Below are 14248 nucleotides of genomic sequence, written 5' to 3'. Positions count from 1 at the left end.
GGGCACGGATGCGCGGCGGCGTCAAAGGTTCAGTGCGGCTCGTCCGACAGGTGGGTCACATCAAGCCCCCGTGTGAACACCAGCCCCATCGAATCGCGCAGCGTGATCGGCCCGCCCATGTAATCAGACCCGATGCCGGGGCTGCGGATCGCCAGGTACCAATCGTTGCGCGACACCGAGTCGGGCAGCAGGTCGAGCGGGTCGATTTCCTCGGTCTCGCCTCCTTCCATATGGCAGATGGTGAACACCTCACCGCCCTGCGGCGCATTGCGCAGGCTGACGAACACGGTGCGCCCGTCGATCGGCTCGACGTAGCGGAAATGATCGTCGGGGCGCAGGTTGTGCCGCAGCCACGGGTTGTGCAGGCGGAACATGCGCAGGCGGCGCATGGCGTTGGTCTGCACCGGGTCCAGTTTGGAAGTGGAGTGCGAGACGTTGCAATATTCGTGCATGTCATCCATCCACGCCCGCGCGATCTGTTTCAGCACGCCGACGGTGACCGGGTGCGGCCCCGCCAGCGTCGGTTCCACCGCATTGAGCAAGGTGGCGATGGTGTGCAGGTCGTAATCGGTCACCTCGACCAGCGCGGGCAGAAATTCCATGAACCGGGCCAGATCCTCGCGGGTTTCAAACCCCAACTCCTTGAGGAAGCGGAACGCGCCGGGGATCGAATAGGCATATTCATCGACCTGCCATTTCAACGAGATCGCCTCTTCGGCCACCACCTTGACGCCATATTTGTCATCCTGATTGCGCACGAAACCCCAGCTCGCCCGCGCCGTCGCATTCAGGAAATCCATCGGCACGCCCGGCAGCGCGGCATAGGTCAGGATCGACACCGCCGGGTTGTCATAGGCCTTGTCGAGGATTTCCATCTTGGTCTCGCCAAGGCGGGTGTTGATGTTCAGCTTCGGGCTGACCTGCGTGCCCCGGCGCAAGGTGTCATGGTTGGCGGTGCCCGAGATCCAGTTGCTGCCGCGGGTCAGGATTTCCTTGATGCGCCAGTATTTCGATAGCCAGAACGTGTAGATGAACGGCGTGTTATGGGCAAAGGTCAGCGGCCCCCACTGGAACACGTCGGGGTCGAAATCCCTCTGGTTCTCGATCACCGCGCGGTAATCCGAACTGAGCTCCCAGTCTTCCTGCGGCCACGGGCGGCCGTCTTCGAACACGAACCACGGATGATACTCGGTGCCCGCGATGGATTGCACCAGCTCGGACATTTCCTGAAGATAGGCGTCGTCATGGCGCATCTGCTGGGTGCTGGCATCCCACCATTTGAAATCCTGCGCGCCGTCGACGCGCACGCCATCAGCGCCGAAATCGACCTTGCGGCGTTGCATTTCCAGCAGGATCGCCCGCACGAAAGGGTTATGGTAATCAAGGTTCTGGCCGTACATGTTCGGCCCGGCGAAGAAATGGCTGTTCAGCGCATTCAACCCCTGATTGTCGGCGTGGCCAAACACCAGATCGATCACCAGCATCTTGGGGTAGCGCGGAAAGTTGTGCAGCACGGCGGCAAGATCGACCAGCTCGTCGGGGCGCGCGGTTTCCAGCAGCACTGGATTGACCGTCGCCATGCCGCTGATCACGATGTCATAGCCCCAGTTGGTGGTATCGGGGCGCATCAGATGGGCGGTGACCGCGCTGTCATCGGCATCGCTGTCTGTCCAGAAGGCGGGACCGGCCTCGTAGACGGTGGTCGGCTCGACGGGCAGCAACTGCACCGCGTCATAGCCAGCGAACAGCTCGTCATCCGGCTCCAGCGGCAGGCCGGCGGCGACGCGCGCGCCGAGCCGTTCGAACTGCCGGGTCAGCGCCGCCAGCGTGCCGCCCGGCGTGGCGGTGGGCACATGCACCTGAAGGATCGAGGTCGGCGGCGCGAATTTGTGCGGGGTCTCGCCCCGGACCTGTTCGAAATAGCCCTTGTCGTGGCGACGGGCCTGCATGGCGGGCAGATCATAGATCTCGGCGGGCGCAAAGGCGCCATAGGGCAGCGAGCTTGCCAGCGGATCAAGGATGCGGTTCAGCGCGCCGTCCTGATCGCGCCAGACCAGCGCATAGAAATCGCCGACGCTGTCGCGATCCCCGGCCCGCAGCCCCTTGGCGGCGGCAAAGGTAAAGGCCTCGCAGCGCTCTACCGGCAACAGCACCCGGTCAAAGGTGACATCGCGGGTCGAGGCCGTCAGGTCGAGCGCCTCGCGCGGGCGCAGGATCTCGAGGTAGACATCGCCGTCGGCAATGCGCCAATCCTGCAACTCCGGGGTCCAGAAGCCGAACTCGACCCGCCCGTCTTCGACCAGCGCGCCAAGCCTGCGGGCGATCTGGCGCCCCGCATCAAAGCGGTCGGGGGCGGTGTTGAGCACCTCGCGGCACCATGCCGCGCGGGCATGGGCCTGATCGCCATCGCTGTAGATCTGAAGGTGGTCGGCTGTCTGCTCAGTCATGCTGTCCTGTCTCCGCATGTGGTCTCGCGGCGCTGATGCACCGCTGATACCCTCAAGCCGGGCAGGACCCGGAGGGCGCGCGAGGCGTCCCTGCCGGGCTGGCAGGGTCACACAAGACTGGCGCAGGGCCCGAAGGCCGCGCCTGTCCTGCGCCGTAACCTAGGGCACGCATCCGGTCATGCAACGCGAAAGGCCCGGTTTCGGGCGAAACCGGACCTTGTGGGCGGGCGATGCCCGGCAGCTCAGCAGCGATCAGGCAGCGGCGCGGCGCAGGGTCTCGGCCATGGCAGGCAGGCGATCCTGCCCGACAAAGCGCTGATCCCCAAGCAGGTAGGTCGGCGAAACTGTCGCCTCATGGTTCACCACCTCATGCGCAATGTCATCGGCCATGTCGCGGATCTCGTTGCGTTCGGCCATCGCCATCAGACGGCATCCGGGCAGGTCGATCTGATGCAGCGCTTCGGCCAGATCACCCGGATCGGCGATATTGCGCCCTTCGGCCCAAGTGCCGCGCATGCAGGCCAGCGCCACCGCCGACTGGTCGAGCCCGAGCTCTCCGGCGGCGATAATCACCCGCGCGGCAAGGCGCGGATCGACAGGGTGGTGCAGCGGCATCGGCGCCATGTCGAGCCCGCGCAGCCTAGCCCAGCGACGCCGGTCTTCGACGGTATCTTCGGGGGTGTGCGGCACCTGCGGCAGTGCCGCCTCGCGGCAGACGCGGTCGATGTCGGCGGGGCGAAAGCGCACCGTCGCACCGTTGTCACGGGCCAGTTGCATCAATGTTTCATGTCCGAGATAGGCATATCCCGAGGCCGGCGAGAAATAATAATCAATGATCGTACTCATGACAGTCCTCATGGGCAGGCAAGGCCCGGTGCGGGCCGATGCAGGATCTGTCACGATGTCACCCGGCGCCTGCGCGCATCCCTCCGCAAGCGCGGTGGCAAGATCCGGCAGTGTCGTCTGTTCCCGGGTAGCGCCATGTCGGAACCCCGTGAAACAAGGGAAACCTCACCGGGGGCTGGTGTCAAACACGCTTCAGCGCCGCGCAGAGATTTCCTAACACATTGCTGTGAATTTGCCCTTTCTGGTGATTTTCACCGTCGTTACTGCCGCATTCACAGGCGGAAGATGAATCCCGCCAGCCCCTGCCACCTATGGCGACCGCGTCTGCGGGGCTCGGCCAACCCCCGGCACAGGGCGATTGCGCCCGCCGATCCGGCTGCTAGTCTTTGCCAAGGAATGCCGCAGCGCGGCAATGCGGAGGAGACAGGCATGAAGATCACCGACCGGGTGTTTCTGGTAACCGGCGCAGGCTCGGGCCTTGGCGCGGCGGTCGCCGGGATGCTGGTGCACAATGGCGGGCGGGCAGTTTTGCTGGACGTCAACGCCGAAGCGGGCGCGGCGATGGCAACACGGCTGGGCGCGGCATCATGCTTTGTGCGCACCGACGTGACCTCGGCCGAGGATGGCGCGGCGGCAATTGCGGCGGCGCTCGAAGCCTTCGGGCGCATCGACGGGCTGATCAGCTGCGCCGGGGTGGCGCCGGGGGCAAAGATCCTCGGGCGCGACGGGCCGCACCAGCTCGACAGCTTTGCCCGGGCGGTGTCGATCAACCTTGTGGGCACGTTCAACATGCTTCGGCTGGCGGCAGAGGCAATCGCCAGACAGCCCGCCGGCGAGGACGGCGAGCGCGGCGTGATCATCAACACCGCCTCGATCGCCGCTTATGACGGGCAGATCGGTCAGGCCGCCTATGCCGCGTCCAAGGGCGGCGTGGCGGCGCTGACGCTTCCGGCCGCGCGCGAGCTGGCGCGCCATGGCATCCGCGTCATGACCATCGCGCCGGGGATCTTCCGCACGCCGATGATGGCGGGCCTGCCGCATGATGTTCAGCAATCTCTGGGGGCCTCGGTGCCCTTCCCGCCCCGGCTTGGCGATCCGGTGGAATATGCCGCGCTGGCCCGGCACATCATCGAAAACCCGATGCTGAACGGCGAGGTCATCCGCCTTGACGGCGCGCTGAGGATGGCGCCGAAGTAACCGATGCTGATTCATGATGGCCAATCCCGCGGCGTGCGTTTCGATCTGTATCTTGCGGTCTGGCTGGCGCTGGCCGCAGGCGGGGTCAACGCGGCGGGTTTTCGGGCGCTGGGGTATTTTTCGGCCAACATGACCGGCAATGTCTCGACCCTGTCCGAAGAGCTGGCGCTGGGGCGCGTCGGCACCGCGCTCTGGGCACTGGCGCTGGTGGCGGGGTTCATCCTTGGGGCCTTTGCTGCGGGGGTGCTGATCGAAGCAGGCTTTCAGCGCGGGCTGCGCGGGGTCTATGCGCTCAGCATCCTTGCCGAAGGGCTGGGGCTGATCGCCCTGTCGCTGCTGGGCGCGCTGTGGACAAGCGTGGCTGTGCTGCACCTGATGCTGCTGGGGATGAGCCTGCTGATGGGCTTGCAGAACGCCGCCTCGACCCGCATTTCCGACGGGCGGGTGCGCACCAGCCACGTGTCGGGAATTGCGACAGACATCGGGCTGGAACTGGCCGCCCTCACCGGCGGGCGTACCGGCATGGCCGGAGACCACCGACAGGTGATCCTGCGGCGACTGGCGCTGCATCTTGCCACGCTGGTGGCGTTTTTCGCCGGCGGCGTGCTGGGCGTCTGGGGCTATGAACGCATCGGTTCGCTGGTGTTCACCGCCATCGGCGCGCTGCTGGTACTTCTGGCAGTGCCGCAGCTGGTCACGGCCCGGCGCCGCTAAGCGGCTTTTCTCTGCCGCCGCTTCGCGTGTATGTTCCCCCTATGTACCCGAGTCTCTCCGGCTTTCCCCTGCGCCCGTCCCGCGTCCACGAGGTCTGCGGTGCCGGTGCCACCACCTTCGCCGCGATCTGCGCCGCGCAGGGCAGCGGCCCCGTGCTCTGGGTGCGCCCGGCCTGGTCGGTCGAGATCCTCAATCCGCAGGGGCTGTGCCGGTTCTTCGATCCGGCGCGGCTGCTGCTGGCGCAGGCCCCCAGCCACGAAGACGCTCTTGCCGTCACCGAAGAAGCGCTGCGCGACGGCTCCGTGCCGCTGGTGATCACCGAGATCACCCGGCCGCTCGACCTGCGTCAGGGACGGCGGCTGCAACTGGCGGCCAAGGCGGGAAACACCACCGGGCTGTGCCTGATCCCCGAGGGCATGGGCTCGAACGCCGCCGAAACGCGCTGGCGGGTGTCGCCCTGCGCCGCGCCCCTGTCGATGGACTCGACAAGGATGCGTTGGGAAATTATAAAGAACAAATCAGGAACACCGAAAAATTGGGAAGTGCTCTGGGATGACACGGCGAATCGTCTCCATGTGGTTTCCCCGGCTCGCGTCGGATCGGGTTCTTCGGGCGCGCCCGGTTGACGGCCCGTTTGCGCTGACGCTCAGACAGGCCAATGCCGAGCGATTGCATTGCCTCAACGCCGCCGCCGAGGCCGAGGGGCTGCACCGCGCCATGGCGCTTGCGGATGCGCGGGCGTTCTGCCCCGGGCTGCTGAGCGCGCCCGCCGATCCCGCCCGCGAGGCGCGGTTTCTCGAAACCCTGCGCCGCTGGGCGCTGCGCTACTGCCCGTGGATCGGGGTGGATGGCCCGGATGGGCTGGTGCTCGACGTAAGCGGCGCAAGCCATCTGCACGGCGGCGAGGCGGCGATGATGCAGGATATGGAAACGCGCGCCGCCCGCGCCGGGCTGGCGCTGCGCTGCGGGCTGGCGGACACCCGCGGCGCGGCCTGGGCACTGGCGCGCCACGCGCCCGGCATTGCCCCGCCCGGAGAAACCCGCGCCGCGCTTGGCCCCCTGCCCATCGCCGCGCTGCGCCTCGACGCGGGCACGATCATCGCGCTGCAACGGCTGGGCCTGCGCCACATCGCCGACCTTGCCGCCGCCCCGCGCGCCCCGCTGGCTCGCCGCTTCGGGCGCGAAGCGCTCATTCGGCTCGATCAGGCGCTGGGGCACCTGCCCGAACCGGTCACCCCGCGCAAGGAGCCGCCGCATTACGCCACCCGCCTCAGCCTGCCCGAACCCATCGGCCGCAGCGAAGACGTCATGGAAGGCACCGCCCGCCTGCTCACCCGCCTGTGCGAGACGCTGGCGAAACACGAGACCGGGGCGCGTCGGCTGGAACTGACGCTGCGCCGCACCGATGGCGGTGACCAGCAGGTCGAATTGCGCCTCGCCGCACCGATGCGCGATCCGGCGCGCATCCTGCCGCTCTTCGCCCGCGGCATCGAGGCGGCAGACGCAGGCTTCGGCATCGACCAGCTGCGGCTCGAGGCAACACAGGTCGATGCCCTGCCCGCCCGCCAGATCGGCGGGCCGCAGCGCATCGCCGGTCAGGGCGATGGCGCGGGCAGTTTCGGCATCGACGATCTCGTGACCCGCATCGGCAGCCGCATCGGGCTCGACAACATCCAGCGCTACCTGCCCGCCGACAGCCATCTCCCCGAACGCGCCTTCAACGTCGCCCCGGCCGCATTCAGCCCACCAGACAGCGGCTGGGCACCGCCGCGCCCGCGCCCGCTGCGGCTGTTCCCGCCCGAACCTGTCGCCGCCGACGGCCCCGCCCCGCCAAACCGCTTCAAATGGCGCGCCATGCCGCTCGAAACGCTGGCAACCAACGGCCCCGAACGCATCGCTCCCGAATGGTGGCTGCCCGAAAACCCCGGCCCCGCCGCCACCTGTCATCGCGGCGCGCGCGATTACTGGCAGGTACAGACCCGACAGGGCCGCCGCCTGTGGCTGTTCCACACCCCTCAGCTGCCCGCCTGGTTCGTTCAGGGCGAATTCCCATGACCCGCCACGCTCTCTGCGCCCCCACGGCAAGCGCCTCGCACACACCCGTCCGGCGGCGCAGGCAACCCCCAGCCTGATCCAAAACCATTGACCATCAGGCGCCGCGCCCGCCCTTCATCTTGCCAGACAAACTCCGGGGGGAGCCGCAGGCGGGGGGCTGGCCCCCCCTCTGCCCTCGCCTCCGGGCCCAAAGCCAGCCAATTGCCACGCCATGCCCCGCGACAGCCCGCCCAAAGACGCCCCCGCCTATGCCGAACTGTGCGTCACCTCGAATTTCACATTTCTCACCGGGGCCTCTCACCCCGAGGAGCTGATCGCGCGCGCCGCCGAGCTGGGCCTCGCCGCCATCGCCATCACCGATTGCAACAGCCTTGCGGGCGTGGTGCGCGCGTGGTCGGCGCTCAGGACCCTGCGCGAAGAGCTGGAAACCACCGTCCGTTCGTCACAACAGACCGACCCCTGCTCGCGGCAAGCCATCGGCTCGCCGCAGCGCCTGCGCGTCGCCGAACATCTGCCCCGGCTGATCACTGGCGCACGTCTTGTGCTCAGCGACACCGATGTCGAATGGCTCGCCCTGCCGATGCACCGCGCCGCCTACGAGCGGCTCTCGCAGCTGCTTACCCTCGGCAAGCGGCGCGCCGAAAAGGGGCGCTGCCTGATCACCCTCGCCGATCTCGAAACCGCCGCCACCGGCATGATCCTCATCGCCCTTCCCACGCCCGACCTGAACACCTCTGCCGCGCCGATCCGCCGGATGCAGCGGTGCCATCCCGGCAATGTCTTCCTTGGCAGCGCCCCGCGCTACGATGGCTCGGATCAGGCGTGGTTCGACGCCTGCGCGCAGGCCGCCCGCCACCTTGGCACACCGATGGTCGCCATCGGCGATGCGCTGATGCACCATGCCGCGCGCCGCCCGCTGGCCGATGTGCTCACCTGCCTGCGCACACATTGCACCATCGACCAGATCGGCACCCGCGCCCTGCCCAACGCCGAACGCCGCATCAAGCCGCCCGCCGACATGGCGCGGCTGTACCGCCGCCACCCCGCCGCCATCCGCCGCACGCTGGAGATCGCCGCCCGCTGCGCCTTTGACCTGTCGGAACTCAGCTACGACTACCCCGACGAACACGACGGCATCGAAGCTCCGCAGCAGCGCCTCGAAAGACTGTCGCGCGAAGGTCTGCGCCGCCGCTACCCGCAAGGCGTCCCCGACAAGGTGCAGATCCTGCTCGCCAAGGAACTCGACGTGGTCAAGGATCTCGGCTTTGCCGCCTATTTCCTGACCACCCATGACCTCGTCGCCTTTGCCCGCTCGCGCGGCATCCTGTGTCAGGGGCGCGGCTCGGCGGCCAATTCGGTGATCTGCTACCTGCTGGGCATCACCGATGTGTCACCCGATCTGATCGGCATGGTGTTCGAACGCTTCATCTCGCGCCACCGGGGCGAGCCGCCCGACATCGACATCGATTTCGAACACGAACGCCGCGAGGAAGTGATCCAGTGGATATATGACCGCTACGGGCGCGAGCGCGCCGGGCTCTGCGCCACCGTCATCCATTTCCGCAGCCGCGCCGCCATTCGCGAGGTCGGCAAGGTCATGGGGCTGAGCCAGGACGTCACCGCCGCGCTGTCGGGGCAGATCTGGGGGCAGTCCAACGCCGGCGCCGATCCGGTGCGCATTCGCGAACTGGGCCTCGATCCGGATGATCACCGGCTCAACATGACCATCCGGCTGATCGGCGAGATCATCGGCTTTCCGCGCCATCTAAGCCAGCATGTCGGCGGCTTCATCATCACCAAGGGGCGGCTCGATGCGCTCTGCCCCATCGAGAACGCCGCGATGGAGGGGCGCACCTGCATCGAATGGGACAAGGATGACATCGACGCGCTGGGGATACTCAAGGTCGATATCCTCAGCCTCGGGATGCTGACCTGCATCCGCAAGGCCTTTGCCCTGATCGAGCAGCATCACGGGCAAAGCTACACCCTGCACAGCGTGCCACAGGAAGACGCGCCCACCTACGAGATGTTGCAGCGCGCCGATGCGGTTGGGGTGTTTCAGGTCGAAAGCCGGGCGCAGATGAATTTCCTGCCCCGGATGAAGCCGCGCACCTTCTACGATCTGGTGATCGAGGTCGCCATCGTGCGCCCCGGCCCGATTCAGGGCGGCATGGTGCAGCCCTACATCCGCCGCCGTCAGGGGCTGGAACAGGCGAAACCCTTTGGCCCGGCGCTGGCCGAGGTCACGCGCAAAACCCTTGGCGTGCCGCTGTTTCAGGAACAGGCGATGCAGATCGCCGTGGTTGGCGCGGGCTATACGGCGGAAGAGGCCGACAAGCTGCGCCGATCTCTGGCCGCGTTTCGCCGCATGGGAACCATCGGCGAGCATCGCGAGCGTTTCGTGCGCGGCATGCTGCGCAACGGCTATCCGCTGGACGCAGCGCAAGCCTGTTTCAGCCAGATCGAAGGCTTTGCCGATTACGGCTTTCCCGAAAGCCACGCGGCGGCCTTTGCCATGCTGACCTATGTGTCGTCATGGCTCAAATGCCACCACCCGGCGATCTTCGGCTGCGCGCTGCTGAACTCGCAACCCATGGGGTTCTACGCGCCCGCGCAGATCGTGCGCGATCTGCGTGATCACGGCATCGAGGTGCGGCGGATCTGCGTCAACCATTCGGGGTGGGACAACCATCTGGAACGGCGCGCCGATGGCCGCCTCGCGCTGCGGCTGGGCTTTCGCCAGATCAAGGGCTTTCGCGAGGAAGACGCGGGCTGGATCGTGGCCGCGCGCGGCAATGGCTATCCCGATCCCGAAAGCCTGTGGCTGCGCGCCGGGCTGGCCCCCGCCGCGCTGGAACGGCTGGCCGAGGCCGATGCCTATGCCGGTATGGGGCTGAACCGGCGCGATGCGCTGTGGCAGGTGCGGGCGATCCGCGCGCCCGCGCCGCTGCCGCTGTTCTCGGGGCCGCTGGGTGGCGAGGGCATCGCCGAGCCTGACACCGTGCTGCCGCCGATGAACCTTGGCGAAGAGGTGGTCGAGGATTACATCGCCATGCGCCTGAGCCTGCGCGCCCATCCGATGGAGCTGCTGCGCCCCGAGCTGGGCAATATCCTGCCCACCGACCGCCTGCGCGAGGCGCCTTTGGCGGCGACCTGCGTCGCGGGGCTGGTGATCACCCGGCAGCGGCCCGGCACCGCATCCGGGGTCATCTTTCTGACCCTCGAGGACGAGACCGGCACCGCCAACGTGGTGGTCTGGCCCAAGGTCTACGAGGCGTTCCGCCGCGCCGTCATGGGCGGGCGGCTGCTGCGCATCCATGGCTATCTGCAACGCGAGGGCATCGTGGTGCATCTGATCGCGCAGCGCATCGAGGACATGTCGCACAAGCTAGGCGAGCTGGGCCACCCGATGGACGAGGCCATCGGCGTGACGTCCCCTGCCTCGGACGAGGCTCCGCGCCCGCGCCGCCCGCAGCCCTCGGCCCGCCACCCGCGCGAACAGGCCAAGCGGCTGTTTCCCAGCCGCGACTTTCACTGACACGAAAAACCCCCGGACGCGGCGGCATCCGGGGGCGTTGTCGCACTGTCAGGGACAGGGCTTATTCGGCCTTCATCGCCTCGATCGAGATCTGAACCTCGACCTCGTCCGACACGTAGGGCGCAAAGGCACCGACATTGTAATCAGAGCGCAGCAGCGTCGTGGTCGCGAAGAAGCCAAGCCACGGCTTGCCTTCCATCGGGTGCTCGCCAGCCTGAGTCAGCGTGGCGTCAAGTACCACCGAATTAGTCACGCCGTTCAGCGTCAGATCGCCGGTGATCTCGGCGGTATCCTCGCCGGTGACGTTGATCGCGGTGGAGGTGAACGTCACCATCTCGTCATCATTGGCATCGAAGAAATCGCCGCTCATGAAATGTTCGGTGCGCGGCTCCCAGCCGGTGATCATCGAATTGACCGGGAAGGATACCTCGACCGTCGATGCCGCCGGGTCTTCGGCGTCAAACGAGATATCGCCGGAAAAGCCCGAATACATGCCAAAGCCGGTCGAATAGCCAAGGTGGTTGTACTGGAACACGATCTGGCTGTGGCTACTGTCAAGGCTATAGGCCTCGGGAGCGGCGGTTGCGGCAATGGGGGCTGCGGCAAGCAGGCCTGCGAAAAGCATGGTCTTCATTGTCTGTCTCCGTTCTGCTGGGGGCCTGAAGCGGCGCCGTCGATAAGCGCAAAGATCGGTCCCGACAGGCGCGATCACAAGTCCCGCCTCGACCACAGAGTCTGTGGAAATACGCACAGAAAATAAGGACCCAACTGCACAGCGCCCATCAGCGCCGCCTTGAAAGACTGCCGACAAGACAACAAAGCCCGCCAATCAGCAGGCCAAGCGACAGCATGAAACGGACAAGCATCAGATCGGCAAGACCGGGCTCGGCGACCACGATCCACAGCGCAAAGGCCGCGAACACCATCGCGGAGCCCAGAATGGCTCCGCACAAACGAAAAAACAGGGACACGGCATCACGGCCGCGACGCACAAGGTGCGACGTGGGAGAGGTCATGGTATTTCCTTCGACAACATACACTGGAAACTGGTTAACGGCTGTCAATCTTGCCCCGAAAACGGGCAATTTCGCGGCACCTGCCGGGGAAATCACGATACCAGCTTGCGCTGAGCGGCAATCTGCCGATGCGGCCGCGCTGTGGATGCAAGGCCCTCAGGCCAATCTGCCAATGCCCGGCGCATCCCCCGCGCGATCCCGGCCATGCACCGGCGGCGTACCCTCCCGGCCCCTCCCGACAGACCTTGCCAGCACCAAGGCGCGCAGCGCTTGCAATTCGGCCCCAGACGTGTAGAACGCCCCGGCATTCCGCAGCACTTTCTCAATCGCGCAGACTCTCGTGAGCCGGAGCGGAAGCCTCAGACCGGCCCTATGAAATGCGCCCAGACAGAAATGGAGCACACATGCCGCTTTACGAGCATGTCTTTATCGCGCGTCAGGATCTTTCCAACGCGCAGGCCGAAGGCCTCGTCGAACATTTCAGCACCGTGCTTTCGGACAATGGCGGCAGCGTCGTCACCTCCGAGTACTGGGGCGTCAAGACGATGGCCTACAAGATCAACAAGAACCGCAAGGGCCACTACGCCTACCTGCGCACCGACGCCCCGGCGACGGCCGTGCAGGAAATGGAACGCCTGATGCGCCTGCATGATGACGTGATGCGCGTGCTGACCATCAAGGTCGACGAGCATGCCGAAGGCGCGTCGATCCAGATGCAGAAGCGCGACGAGCGTGAAGGCCGTGGCGACCGCGGTGATCGTGGCGACCGCCGCGAACGTCGTAACTGATCCCCGAAACAAGGAGTTTAACCATGGCTGCAAAACCGTTTTTCCGCCGCCGCAAGGTCTGCCCCTTCTCGGGGGACAATGCGCCTAAAATCGACTACAAGGACACGAAACTGCTTCAGCGCTACATCTCCGAGCGTGGCAAGATCGTGCCGAGCCGCATCACCGCCGTTTCGGCGAAAAAGCAGCGTGAACTGGCCCGCGCCATCAAGCGCGCCCGCTTTCTCGCCCTGCTGCCCTACGTCGTGAAATAAGGAGGCCAAGCACATGCAAGTCATTCTTCTTGAGCGTGTGGCCAAGCTTGGCCAGATGGGTGACGTCGTTGACGTCAAGCCCGGCTTCGCCCGCAACTACCTGCTGCTTCAGGGCAAGGCGCTGACCGCGTCGAAAGAGAACATCGCCTCTTTCGAAGCCCAGAAAGCCCAGTTCGAAGCCCGCAATCTCGAGACCAAGAAAGAGGCCGAAGCTCTGGCCTCGCGTCTCGATGGTCAGCAGTTCATCGTGATCCGCTCGGCATCCGACGGCGGCAACCTGTACGGCTCGGTCACCACCCGTGACGTGTCGGACATTGCCACCGAAGAGGGTTTCACCATCGACCGCAAGCAGGTGATCATCCGCCTGCCGATCAAGGAACTCGGCCTGCACCCCGTCGAGGTGCACCTGCACCCCGAAGTGATGTGCACCGTCGAGATCAACGTCGCCCGCTCGCCCGAAGAGGCCGAGCTTCAGGCGTCGGGCAAGTCGATTCAGGAGCTGGCGGCCGAGGAAGAGGCTCAGGCCGATTTCGAGATCTCCGAACTGTTCGACGACATCGGCGGCGCAGCATCCGATGAGGATGCCGGCATCGTCGACACCCCCGAAGGCCGGGCTGACAACTGATCTAAAGATCCGCCGCGGCCGTCGCGTCGCAGGATTATCAACCGCGCCGAGTTTTTCGGCGCGGTTTCTTTTTGTCTGGCAAACTGTTTATTAAAACGTTTTCTCAAAAAGCGCGACGCGTCGGCCCCTCCTGTGCTATGCCTGTGGACAGATCTTGCGATGCGAGGTGATTGTCCCGATTTTTTGGCTAAGAATCTTAAAAATTTACCTTACTTAGTTGCTTTTCTTGCATATTCCCGAAGGGCAAGGCACTCCGTCCACCGTGAGGGCAGACGAGCGAGGGCGATCAGTGACATTGGAAATGGGCATCGCCGCGCGCCTGCGCAGACACAGGCAGGCAGCGGGGCTGACACAGGGCGAACTGGCGCAGAAGATTGGCGCGAACACCCAGCAGATCCACCGTTACGAAACCGGGGCGGGACGGATCCCGGCGGCCCAGTTGTTCCAGATCGCGGCCGCGCTGACGCTTCCCATCGATGCCTTCTTCGACCCCTCCCCTGTCACGCCATCCAGCGAAGACGCGCTGATGCGCGACACACGCATCGTGGCAGGCCTTCTGCGCGAACTCGGCGAGGAAGAGCGCGAGGCGGTGATCAAGCTCATCGCGGCAATGGCACGGCCGCTCTGAACAGCCCCACTTGGCCGAAACGGAAAAAGCGCGCCCGGTTGCCCGCGCGCGGTTTCGGTGTGAGGGGCGGGGGGGGGGGGGCCCCCCCGCCCCGGGTGAAGAGTTGGGAACCGCCCCGCCCCCCGCCGGCAGCGCGGGCGTGG

The 14248-nt window shown here is 66.0% G+C and carries 13 protein-coding genes; 9 read left to right on the top strand and 4 right to left on the bottom strand.

The features are described 5' to 3' along the window. Window positions 1–29: 29 nt before the first annotated feature. Both gghA and Q4543_RS08455 read right to left on the bottom strand, forming a co-directional pair. Window positions 30–2447 (bottom strand): glucosylglycerol hydrolase, encoded by a 2418-nt coding sequence (gghA, locus tag Q4543_RS08460; protein WP_303437413.1) that lies wholly within the window; start codon window positions 2445–2447, stop codon window positions 30–32. Between the two features lie 252 nt (window positions 2448–2699). Next, the gene (locus tag Q4543_RS08455) at window positions 2700–3293 is read right to left on the bottom strand and encodes a 2-hydroxychromene-2-carboxylate isomerase (RefSeq protein ID WP_303437412.1); all 594 of its coding nucleotides are present in this window, start codon (window positions 3291–3293) and stop codon (window positions 2700–2702) included. 429 nt (window positions 3294–3722) lie between these two features. Here Q4543_RS08455 and Q4543_RS08450 point away from each other — a divergent pair, with 429 nt between their 5' ends. The 5 genes from Q4543_RS08450 (at window position 3723) to Q4543_RS08430 (ending at window position 10797) form a co-directional block, all read left to right on the top strand. Continuing rightward, entirely contained in the window at window positions 3723–4490 is a 768-nt protein-coding gene (locus Q4543_RS08450) for an SDR family NAD(P)-dependent oxidoreductase (protein WP_216002976.1), read from the top strand. Window positions 4491–4493: 3 nt separating this feature from the next. Next, entirely contained in the window at window positions 4494–5204 is a 711-nt protein-coding gene (locus Q4543_RS08445; RefSeq protein WP_303437411.1) for a YoaK family protein, read from the top strand. A 41-nt stretch (window positions 5205–5245) separates the two neighbouring features. Continuing rightward, the gene (locus tag Q4543_RS08440; protein WP_303437410.1) at window positions 5246–5830 is read left to right on the top strand and encodes an ImuA family protein; all 585 of its coding nucleotides are present in this window, start codon (window positions 5246–5248) and stop codon (window positions 5828–5830) included. Further along, entirely contained in the window at window positions 5778–7259 is a 1482-nt protein-coding gene (locus Q4543_RS08435) for a DNA polymerase Y family protein (protein WP_303437409.1), read from the top strand. The genes Q4543_RS08440 and Q4543_RS08435 overlap by 53 nt, the downstream gene beginning before the upstream one ends. 211 nt (window positions 7260–7470) lie before the next feature. Continuing rightward, window positions 7471–10797, top strand: coding sequence for an error-prone DNA polymerase (locus tag Q4543_RS08430; RefSeq protein ID WP_303437408.1), 3327 nt, complete (start codon window positions 7471–7473; stop codon window positions 10795–10797). Between the two features lie 61 nt (window positions 10798–10858). Here Q4543_RS08430 and Q4543_RS08425 read toward each other — a convergent pair whose 3' ends face one another. Then, on the bottom strand, window positions 10859–11431 hold the full coding sequence (locus tag Q4543_RS08425) for a YceI family protein (RefSeq protein ID WP_303437407.1): 573 nt from the start codon (window positions 11429–11431) through the stop codon (window positions 10859–10861). Window positions 11432–11579: 148 nt separating this feature from the next. Next, window positions 11580–11861 (bottom strand): hypothetical protein, encoded by a 282-nt coding sequence (locus tag Q4543_RS08420; RefSeq protein ID WP_303437405.1) that lies wholly within the window; start codon window positions 11859–11861, stop codon window positions 11580–11582. A 356-nt stretch (window positions 11862–12217) separates the two neighbouring features. On the opposite strand from Q4543_RS08420, the gene rpsF reads away from it, so the two are divergent. The 4 genes from rpsF (at window position 12218) to Q4543_RS08400 (ending at window position 14105) form a co-directional block, all read left to right on the top strand. After that, window positions 12218–12601: a 30S ribosomal protein S6 gene (rpsF, locus tag Q4543_RS08415; protein ID WP_216002983.1), complete on the top strand. Its 384-nt coding sequence runs from the start codon at window positions 12218–12220 to the stop codon at window positions 12599–12601. A 23-nt stretch (window positions 12602–12624) separates the two neighbouring features. Then, window positions 12625–12852 (top strand): 30S ribosomal protein S18, encoded by a 228-nt coding sequence (gene rpsR / locus Q4543_RS08410; protein ID WP_007800837.1) that lies wholly within the window; start codon window positions 12625–12627, stop codon window positions 12850–12852. A 13-nt stretch (window positions 12853–12865) separates the two neighbouring features. Continuing rightward, a complete protein-coding gene (gene rplI, locus Q4543_RS08405; protein ID WP_216002984.1) occupies window positions 12866–13477 on the top strand; it encodes a 50S ribosomal protein L9 in 612 nt (203 codons plus the stop codon). A gap of 301 nt (window positions 13478–13778) precedes the next feature. Further along, a complete protein-coding gene (locus tag Q4543_RS08400) occupies window positions 13779–14105 on the top strand; it encodes a helix-turn-helix domain-containing protein (RefSeq protein WP_303437402.1) in 327 nt (108 codons plus the stop codon). Window positions 14106–14248 lie beyond the last annotated feature (143 nt).

The sequence above is a fragment of the Salipiger sp. 1_MG-2023 genome, from assembly GCF_030547555.1.
Lineage (GTDB): Bacteria > Pseudomonadota > Alphaproteobacteria > Rhodobacterales > Rhodobacteraceae > Salipiger.
Note: the sequence above shows the minus strand (reverse complement) of the source record. Positions and strands in the feature narration are given on the sequence as shown.

Excerpts from the sequence above, each read along its gene's own strand:
- Q4543_RS08445 (WP_303437411.1), top strand. The coding sequence starts at position 4,494 with ATGCTGATTCATGATGGCCAATCCCGCGGCGTGCGTTTCGATCTGTAT.
- rpsF (WP_216002983.1), top strand. The coding sequence starts at position 12,218 with ATGCCGCTTTACGAGCATGTCTTTATCGCGCGTCAGGATCTTTCCAAC.
- gghA (WP_303437413.1), bottom strand. The coding sequence starts at position 2,447 with ATGACTGAGCAGACAGCCGACCACCTTCAGATCTACAGCGATGGCGAT.
- Q4543_RS08440 (WP_303437410.1), top strand. The coding sequence starts at position 5,246 with ATGTACCCGAGTCTCTCCGGCTTTCCCCTGCGCCCGTCCCGCGTCCAC.
- Q4543_RS08425 (WP_303437407.1), bottom strand. The coding sequence starts at position 11,431 with ATGAAGACCATGCTTTTCGCAGGCCTGCTTGCCGCAGCCCCCATTGCC.
- Q4543_RS08430 (WP_303437408.1), top strand. The coding sequence starts at position 7,471 with ATGCCCCGCGACAGCCCGCCCAAAGACGCCCCCGCCTATGCCGAACTG.
- Q4543_RS08435 (WP_303437409.1), top strand. The coding sequence starts at position 5,778 with ATGTGGTTTCCCCGGCTCGCGTCGGATCGGGTTCTTCGGGCGCGCCCG.
- rpsR (WP_007800837.1), top strand. The coding sequence starts at position 12,625 with ATGGCTGCAAAACCGTTTTTCCGCCGCCGCAAGGTCTGCCCCTTCTCG.
- rplI (WP_216002984.1), top strand. The coding sequence starts at position 12,866 with ATGCAAGTCATTCTTCTTGAGCGTGTGGCCAAGCTTGGCCAGATGGGT.
- Q4543_RS08450 (WP_216002976.1), top strand. The coding sequence starts at position 3,723 with ATGAAGATCACCGACCGGGTGTTTCTGGTAACCGGCGCAGGCTCGGGC.
- Q4543_RS08455 (WP_303437412.1), bottom strand. The coding sequence starts at position 3,293 with ATGAGTACGATCATTGATTATTATTTCTCGCCGGCCTCGGGATATGCC.
- Q4543_RS08400 (WP_303437402.1), top strand. The coding sequence starts at position 13,779 with ATGGGCATCGCCGCGCGCCTGCGCAGACACAGGCAGGCAGCGGGGCTG.